The following is a 7,703-nucleotide window of genomic DNA, read 5'->3' on the forward strand; positions in this document are numbered from 1 at the left end:
AGTCTATTTAATTAGTGATAACAATTGGTCTGAGGGTTCTATCTCATAAGCTTTTTTGAAATATATTTTATATTTTTCATCTTTTAAATTGTAATATAGCAGTCCCAAATTATAATTTAATGTATAGCTTCTTTCAAACTCTTTTAATCCTTCCTCATACCAATATATTGACTTGTCTATGTTTTCTAAAGCTACATTCACTAGAGCAGCATGGTTATAGTATTCTTCTCTATTATTTATTTCCAATACCTCTTCTATAAGTGCATTTGCTTCTTCATAATAACCTAAGTGGTAATTAATAATACTCTTATAATATATAACCTTGTCGAATTCGTAATAAGACTTACTTATTTTGTTAAATGCATTTTCAGCTTCTTTGAATTTCCCATATCTTAAATAGGCTTCTCCCTCTTCCATTCGTGCATTGTCTTCTATTTCTTCCAAATTTATACGAACTTCATTTTTCAATTCTTCATTTCCTTCATAATTTAGAAACTTTTTGAAGTATAACATAGCTTTTAGATAATTTTTCAGTCCGGCATTAAGATATCCTAGTTTATAAAATGCCAAAGGATATTCTTCTTTCTTATTGATTTCTTCATATCCCTTTAGTAGCTTAGCTATTATACTTTGTTTTTCTTCATCTTCAAGGCTATATAAATTTTGATTGTATATCTGTTCTAATACCCCTAGTCTTGTAAAATATAAATCTGAATCATATTCAAACAACACATCTTGTGCATTTAAATAGATATAGCTTTCTATTAGCTTTCCATTATCCAAGTAATATTTTGACAAATACAGAATGTAATCTTTTAAATTAGAATGTACATTTGCAGTTATTTCCTTGTATTCTTCCCTATATTTAAAATCCGGCTCTATGCCAAGTAAAAAAACTATTCCCTCTGTAACTCTTAAAAGGTCAAATTCTTCTTCTAGTTTTCCCGATTGAATGCCTTCTAATAGGCTTGTCATTTTAACCGGGAGGGGTATTTCCTTTTTTATCTCAATGTTTTTTACTTTTACCGTATTTTTTAATTCTATAAATACCACATCTTTAATTTTTTCTTTTATTTTTTTTTCTATCAATCTAATCCACCCATATATGCTCTTTTTCTCATTGTTGATTTTGAAAGTATATTAAATAAAGCTCCTCTAAATACTGCATAGAAAGAAGTTATTAATTCTACAATTATGAACGCTACATTATTCACTGACATATATCCTATTCCCATAGGTATATTAACTACATTAGAAATCAAACTAAAAACAACACTTATATTTGTCAATACAAGCACTACTCCCAGATAAGCTATAAGAGGAAGTATCCAATGAACTAAATTCTCTTTCATAAAATTAGCTGAATATGAATATGCATCAATATAGTTTTCTCCTCTTATATAGATTGTCTCTGCTATAGGATTAAACACTATAAAAATTATAACTGTCAATAGAAATAAAATCGTTGTTTCAAGTCTCATTATATTAGAGATAATAAACATTATAAATAGAACTGAATAAATCGCCATGAAATTTCTTGTGAAAGAACTTTTAAAATTCCTAAAACTTATTTTTCCAAACGCATTTAAATCAGATAGTATTTCATAATAACTTGATAGTATTAACACTCCAACTATCGGCACAATAAATCCATAAGCAAGTCCACTTATGCCACTTGCAAACCCTGCAACAAGTCTATTTGCTAAATAATAAAGAACTGAATATGCTCCAGGCACTATTAGCATTATAGGATTATTTTTTAATCTGCTGACTGTTTCTCTAAACGCTTTTGAATATACCATTTTTAAATCATCTAATAACAAAATATCACCTCTTTTAATATTTAATATATCCTTTGTAGAACTTATTTTCAATAGAAGTTATAATATAACAATGGAGGTAGTTATGAAAAAATTTAAATTGTCATATTTTGTGTTTATTTTCTTATTGATTTTAAACTCAAATGTGTATGCAAAGGAAGTTTTACGAGAAGAGTTCAGCCCTGGTGCTACTCGAGTTAGTCATGATGTAACCTATCAAAATAAAAACGTTAAAGTGGAAGTAATTGAGCTTGATTTAAACAATCCTTATCTTAATTTAAAAGTTGTTGCAGGAGATGGTAAATACACTCAACGTGCCACTGTATCGTCAATGGCAAAAAGAACTAATGCCAACGCTCTTGTAAATGCAGATTATTTTAATATGTTACTTCAAGGTGCTCCTGATAACGCTTCAATTATTGACGGAAGATTGGTGAGCTCTCCAAGTGTTTATACAGACCGTCATACTTTAGGTATTACGTCTGATAACAGAGCCATAATAGATACAACTTACTTTGAAGGTAAAGTTATAGCACAAAATAATGTATCTTATCCTATTGATGGTCTTAATAGATCTTACTACTGGTATGATGGTACAGGAGAATATTCACACGAAAATAAAATTCAAGTTTACAATGACTTTTGGGCTTCTGCTTCAAGAGGCGAAAAGAAAAATAGCGAAGTATTGGTAAATTCTGATGGAACTGTTGAAGCGATTTCTCAAGGTAAAAATTTCGATTTTGCTGTTCCTGATGGAAAACAAATTTTACAAGTCGACGGTCAAGCTTTAAATTTTATAAACACTAACGTAAAAGTTGGAGATAAAATTAAAGTAGACTATAAAATCACTCCTAACTATGATTTCAAATTTATGGTTGGTGGGCATGCTCTATTGGTAAATAACGGACAAGCTGTAAAATATACAAAAGACATAAATGTACTTGGCGGAAGAAGAGCTAGAACTGCCGTTGGAATTTCTGCAGATGGCAAAAAAATATATTTAGCTGCTGCTGAGGGAAGAACTTCTCGTTCTGCGGGACTTACTCTTGGTGAGTTGTCAGATTTTATGATTTCAATAGGGTGTAACAAAGCTGTAAACCTTGATGGTGGCGGTTCAACTGCAATGTTTCTTAAAGAACTTGGTAGTCAAACAGGAAGTAGAGTTATAAACCCCGAAAAAAATTCTTCTGAAAGAAAAGTTGTATCAGGTATAGGAATTTTTAACACTTCTCCTGCTACTGGAGTGCCTAAGGGAATAAAATTCAAAGGTCCTGATTCAATCTTAGTTGGAGAAAGCGCACTATATGATGTTGTCGGTGCTTGGGATGAAAATTTACACCCTATTGATATATCTTCTTGGACTTATCAATATGATAGTAGTAATAATGAAAGCGCTAAATTCTTTGGTTCTTACCTATTAGGTCTCAATCCAGGTAGTGTAACTGCTACTTTAACTACATCAAACGGATTGACATCTACAAAGGAAATTACCGTTAAAGGATTTGATGAAATTGTAAAACTAACTGCTAAAGTTGATAAAAAGAGAATAGCTGATGGTGAAACTCTAAATGTCACTACAGAAGCTAAATTGAAAGATGGTAGGACAATAGTGCTTAGTCCTAAAGTTGTGGAGTATTCAATTGACGGCTTTGTTGGAAACTTTGATGAAAACGGAAATTTAACTGTATCTTCTACAGCTGACCTGTATAAGTCTGAAATTACAATTAAAGTTGGAGATAAAACTTCAACCACTACCATCTATGACTCATCATCAAAAATTATTGAAATGACAATTGGCAAAAAAGATTATTCTATAAATTCAGAAAAGAAAAAAATGGACACTGTGCCATTTGTTCAAGATTCAAGGACATTGGTTCCTGTAAGATTTGTAGCTGAAGCAATAGGAGCTCAAGTTGAATGGGATTCTGAAAACCAAGTAGTTAAGATAGCAAATAATGATTCTGTAATTACTTTAAAAGTTGGCGAAAATACTTACTCACTTAATGGTAAAACTTCTGAAATGGACACAAAATCCATAATTAAAGATTCCAGAACATTTATTCCTATAAGATTTGTAGCTGAAGCTCTTGGATTAAATGTTGAATACAATGATACCGATAAAATCGTTACATTAGTTGATCTTAAATAAACTGAATAAACAAAAAGGAGTTGTTGCAAAATGCTCAATCGAGTAGGATAGGGATTTGAATAATCCCCCGTCCTCTCACACCACCATGCATACCGTTCGGTACACGGCGGTTCTTTAGTTTCGACATACTTACAAATAATAGCCAGTTAAGGGCATATCAATATCCAAGACTGGCTATTTCTTTGTTTGCAATGGCATGATTTAGCACTAATGTTATAAATGTTAGTATTAAAATGTATATAAATGATTAAATAAAATGTACAGTTTACCGCAGACTTCCTTCAGATTACACCTCACAATGGCACCGTTGCTTACGCTAACAGTTGGCACTACCCCAGCTATACCGGGTGCATGAAAGAAGGAGTTTTACATATAAGTATGATAAATACTCTAAAATGAAAAAATATTTTATTACATTATATTTTAAATTTGATCTTTTGTTTTAATTACCGTTACTAAAAATGTCTGTTTTTATATATTAATGATAGACTCAACATTCCAAATAGTAATTATCTATAATAATGTTTCCTACCCTAATAAGGATTGATTTAAAGCACTCCCGCTTTTTCAAAATGCTTTTTTAATATTTTCATGGAGATAAATGCTCCCAGTAAACTTGTGATAACTGTTAAAGCTACCATTGAACCATACATTCCCCATGAACCCATAAATTGTAAATATTGTTGTAATGCCTCATCTGTCAAATGTAAAATCTCTTTCCTTTGCACAAAGTATTCTCCGTGTGATATATACATCGGCAATGTAAATAGAGCGGATTGTAATGTTGAACCAATTACATATGGTATTACGATTGATATTTTGTCTTTATATTTCATCTTTGAAGCTACAATTTCTGCAATAAGCCATCCTAAAATTGAAAGTCCTACCCCAATTCCGTTTGCTGCCATAAACCCCGGTAATACAATAATTGTTCCCATAATAAGAAAAACACCGGGTTTCCTTACTTTTGATACCAAAAGCATGAATGCTATTGATACAAAAAACAATGTAATAGGAATATTAGCTACTGTTCCAAAAAGTGTAAGTGCTGCTAATGCTCCTGTAACAAAGAAAATGAGCAGTGCAACCGCACCAAAAATTCCGATAAAAATAAAATCTTTGGCATTCAGTTTATTTGTCTTTTTATTTGTTTTCATAATTTTCCTCCTAAAAATCATTTATTATTGAAACTGCAAGTAAAACAATACACCCACGGCAATCACCGTAAATAAAGTGTATGCCGCATCAATCTTTGTAAATTTTAACGGATAAATATTTGTTCTGTTTCTATAATTTTCGATTCCTCTAAGCAGTACCGAAGTTGACAGTTCTTCAGCCACTCGAATACTCCTAAATAAAATGGGAACAATCATAAATTCCAGCGATCTGACAGGATGAATAAAAAACTGTATTCCGGAAGTCTTAACCCCTCTAATTTTTAAGCTGTCTTTTAAGTATCCATAATCTTCTTTCAATATTGGCATATATCTGCATATAACAATAAAAGGAATTGCAATTACATTTGGAAATTTCATTGTTTGCATAGCAGATATAACATACGGCATTGAAGTATTTTTCTTCAAAAATTCAATCATCATCATGGAAATTGAAAACTTCTGAACAAAATAGCTTATTGAAACAATTGTTAATGCCAATGTAGTATTGGGAATATGGTGAATATAAAACATCAATCCGGCAATTATTATATAAATCAAACTATATAAAACACATTCCCGATATGCTTTTGAGGTTATTAAATATATGTTGCAAATAAGCAGTAAAATATGCGATGATAACGGCTTGTTGACAGCAAGTCCAAGCAAGATGAAAATAAACACAATTCCAAGAACGGTTCTTGGATCTAATTCTTTTTTTACATTCATTTTCATCACCTGCCTTTACTCAAAAGTTTCCAAAGTTTCTTCTTTGTATCATTATTTAATTTAAAATCAGCCTCTACACTTCCATTTTGGAAATAAATAATTCTATTGCATACAGACAATAAGAACTCATAATCATGAGAGATTACAAACAAGGCTTTATCAGCATCGGAAATTTCCAGAATGCTTTTAGATACCAAATCCATCGAATTTTTGTCTAACCCACTCGTAGGTTCGTCAAAAAATATCACTTTACTCTCGCTACTTACCGCAGTTGCAATTGTCAATCTTTGCTTCTGTCCTCTTGACAGCGTCATTGGATGTCTATCCTCAAAATCCGAAATTCCAAACTTTGATAAAATCCTATTTTTCTCCTCATCTGTAAGTTTTTCGTTAGATTTTCCAATGCTGAGTTCTTCCTTTACACTTCCTGCAAAAAGCTGAAAATCAGAATCCTGCATAACGAAATAGACCTGACCTAATCTTTTTTTATGAGTGTATTTTTCTCCTTGTATAAAAATATCTCCACTTTTTTCCTTTAACAACCCTGCACAAAGTCTGCCAAAAGTTGTTTTACCGACTCCATTTTCACCTATAATCCCTATAATTTCATTGCCAAATGCAGTGATTGATATATCTTTTAGGATGCTGCCATTTTCTGTTTTGGTATGAAAGTATGAGAGTTTGTCAACTTTCAATATAGGCGTTTCCTCTATCTTAGGCTGATTCTGATTGATAACTTCCAAATCATTCAAATATAAATTTCTAATATCTTGATGTTTCTTCTGTATGTCCATTAGATATCCGGAGGCATATTCTCCCACAATTTCCCCTTCATTAAGCACAAAGAGGCGATCCAATAACTCCGTAAGATAAAACAATCTATGCTCCAATACGATTATGGTTTTTCCAATCTGCTTCAGCTCTCTCAAAATATCCCTTAAATCAAAAATGGATTGTATATCTAAATTCGCAGTAGGTTCATCAAATAAATAGATATCCGGCTCTATTGCATAACACGATGCAATTGCCACTTTCTGTTTTTCCCCACTGGATAACTTAAAAATACTTTTTTCGTTTAAATGTTCTATGCCGAAAACTCGTAAACTGTTTTTAACCCGCTGTTTTATCTCGTCTTTGTTCAATCGCATATTACTTAAACCAAAAGCAACTTCGTTGAATGAATCCAACATAAAAAACTGACTTCTCGGATCTTGAAATACAGTACCTACCTTATTACCTATTTGTGAAAGCTCCAAATCACGGATACTCTTTCCATTAATATATACTTCACCTGTTAAAGTGCCTTCATAACGATGTGAGATAAGTCCGTTAATTACCGAACCAAGAGTGGTTTTACCACTACCGCTCTTACCTGTAATAACAATAAACTCTCCCTGTCTTATATCTAAGTTTATGTTATCAAGAATTTTCTCATTAGAGCTTATATTGTACGAAATATCCTTAAGTACTATCATCGCTATACCTCGTACTGAGCTTTCCATAATTTTGTATAGTATCCTTGCTTTTCTAAAAGCTCTCCGTGTTTTCCTTTTTCAAGCAATCTTCCTTTTTGGAATACAAGAATCTGATCTGCCTTTTGAATTGTTTTTAAATGATGAGCCACTACAAGTACAGTTCTATTCTTTGCAAGTTCTGTAATAGCATCTTGTATCAAAGATTCATTTACAGGATCAACATTACTTGTCATTTCATCAAGAATTAAAATAGGTGCATCCTTTAGAAAGGCTCTTGCAATAGATATTCTTTGTCTCTGTCCACCTGAAAGAATCCCACCATTTTCTCCAATATCAGTTTTATAACCTTTTGGTAAACTCATAATGAAATCATGTA

General features: G+C 31.8%; 7 protein-coding genes. 1 reads left to right on the plus strand and 6 read right to left on the minus strand.

The features are described 5' to 3' along the window. Window positions 1–3 precede the first annotated feature (3 nt). Both SOR77_RS08370 and SOR77_RS08375 read right to left on the minus strand, forming a co-directional pair. Window positions 4–1,089 carry a tetratricopeptide repeat protein gene (locus SOR77_RS08370; RefSeq protein ID WP_320636656.1) on the minus strand — a complete coding sequence of 362 codons (1,086 nt, stop codon included), beginning with the start codon at window positions 1,087–1,089 and terminating at the stop codon, window positions 4–6. After that, window positions 1,086–1,823, minus strand: a complete 738-nt coding sequence (locus tag SOR77_RS08375) for a hypothetical protein (RefSeq protein ID WP_320636657.1) — start codon at window positions 1,821–1,823, stop codon at window positions 1,086–1,088. The genes SOR77_RS08370 and SOR77_RS08375 overlap by 4 nt, the downstream gene beginning before the upstream one ends. An 82-nt stretch (window positions 1,824–1,905) precedes the next feature. Here SOR77_RS08375 and SOR77_RS08380 point away from each other — a divergent pair, with 82 nt between their 5' ends. Continuing rightward, window positions 1,906–3,969, plus strand: coding sequence for a stalk domain-containing protein (locus tag SOR77_RS08380; RefSeq protein WP_320636658.1), 2,064 nt, complete (start codon window positions 1,906–1,908; stop codon window positions 3,967–3,969). A 548-nt stretch (window positions 3,970–4,517) separates the two neighbouring features. Here SOR77_RS08380 and SOR77_RS08385 read toward each other — a convergent pair. The 4 genes from SOR77_RS08385 to SOR77_RS08400 form a co-directional block, all read right to left on the minus strand. Further along, on the minus strand, window positions 4,518–5,126 hold the full coding sequence (locus tag SOR77_RS08385; RefSeq protein ID WP_320636659.1) for an MptD family putative ECF transporter S component: 609 nt from the start codon (window positions 5,124–5,126) through the stop codon (window positions 4,518–4,520). Window positions 5,127–5,150: 24 nt separating this feature from the next. Then, complete coding sequence (locus SOR77_RS08390; protein WP_320636660.1) at window positions 5,151–5,852, minus strand: energy-coupling factor transporter transmembrane component T; 702 nt, start codon at window positions 5,850–5,852, stop codon at window positions 5,151–5,153. 5 nt (window positions 5,853–5,857) lie between these two features. Next, window positions 5,858–7,327, minus strand: a complete 1,470-nt coding sequence (locus SOR77_RS08395; protein ID WP_320636661.1) for an ABC transporter ATP-binding protein — start codon at window positions 7,325–7,327, stop codon at window positions 5,858–5,860. A 2-nt stretch (window positions 7,328–7,329) separates the two neighbouring features. Then, window positions 7,330–7,703: ATP-binding cassette domain-containing protein (locus SOR77_RS08400; protein WP_320636662.1), on the minus strand; the 374-nt coding region annotated here is incomplete at its 5' end.

Source organism: Peptoniphilus sp., assembly GCF_034090345.1.
GTDB lineage: Bacteria > Bacillota > Clostridia > Tissierellales > Peptoniphilaceae > Peptoniphilus.

Bases quoted from the DNA above. Each gene is read 5' to 3' on its own strand.
- SOR77_RS08380 (WP_320636658.1), top strand. From the start codon at position 1,906: ATGAAAAAATTTAAATTGTCATATTTTGTGTTTATTTTCTTATTGATT.
- SOR77_RS08385 (WP_320636659.1), bottom strand. From the start codon at position 5,126: ATGAAAACAAATAAAAAGACAAATAAACTGAATGCCAAAGATTTTATT.
- SOR77_RS08390 (WP_320636660.1), bottom strand. From the start codon at position 5,852: ATGAATGTAAAAAAAGAATTAGATCCAAGAACCGTTCTTGGAATTGTG.
- SOR77_RS08395 (WP_320636661.1), bottom strand. From the start codon at position 7,327: ATGATAGTACTTAAGGATATTTCGTACAATATAAGCTCTAATGAGAAA.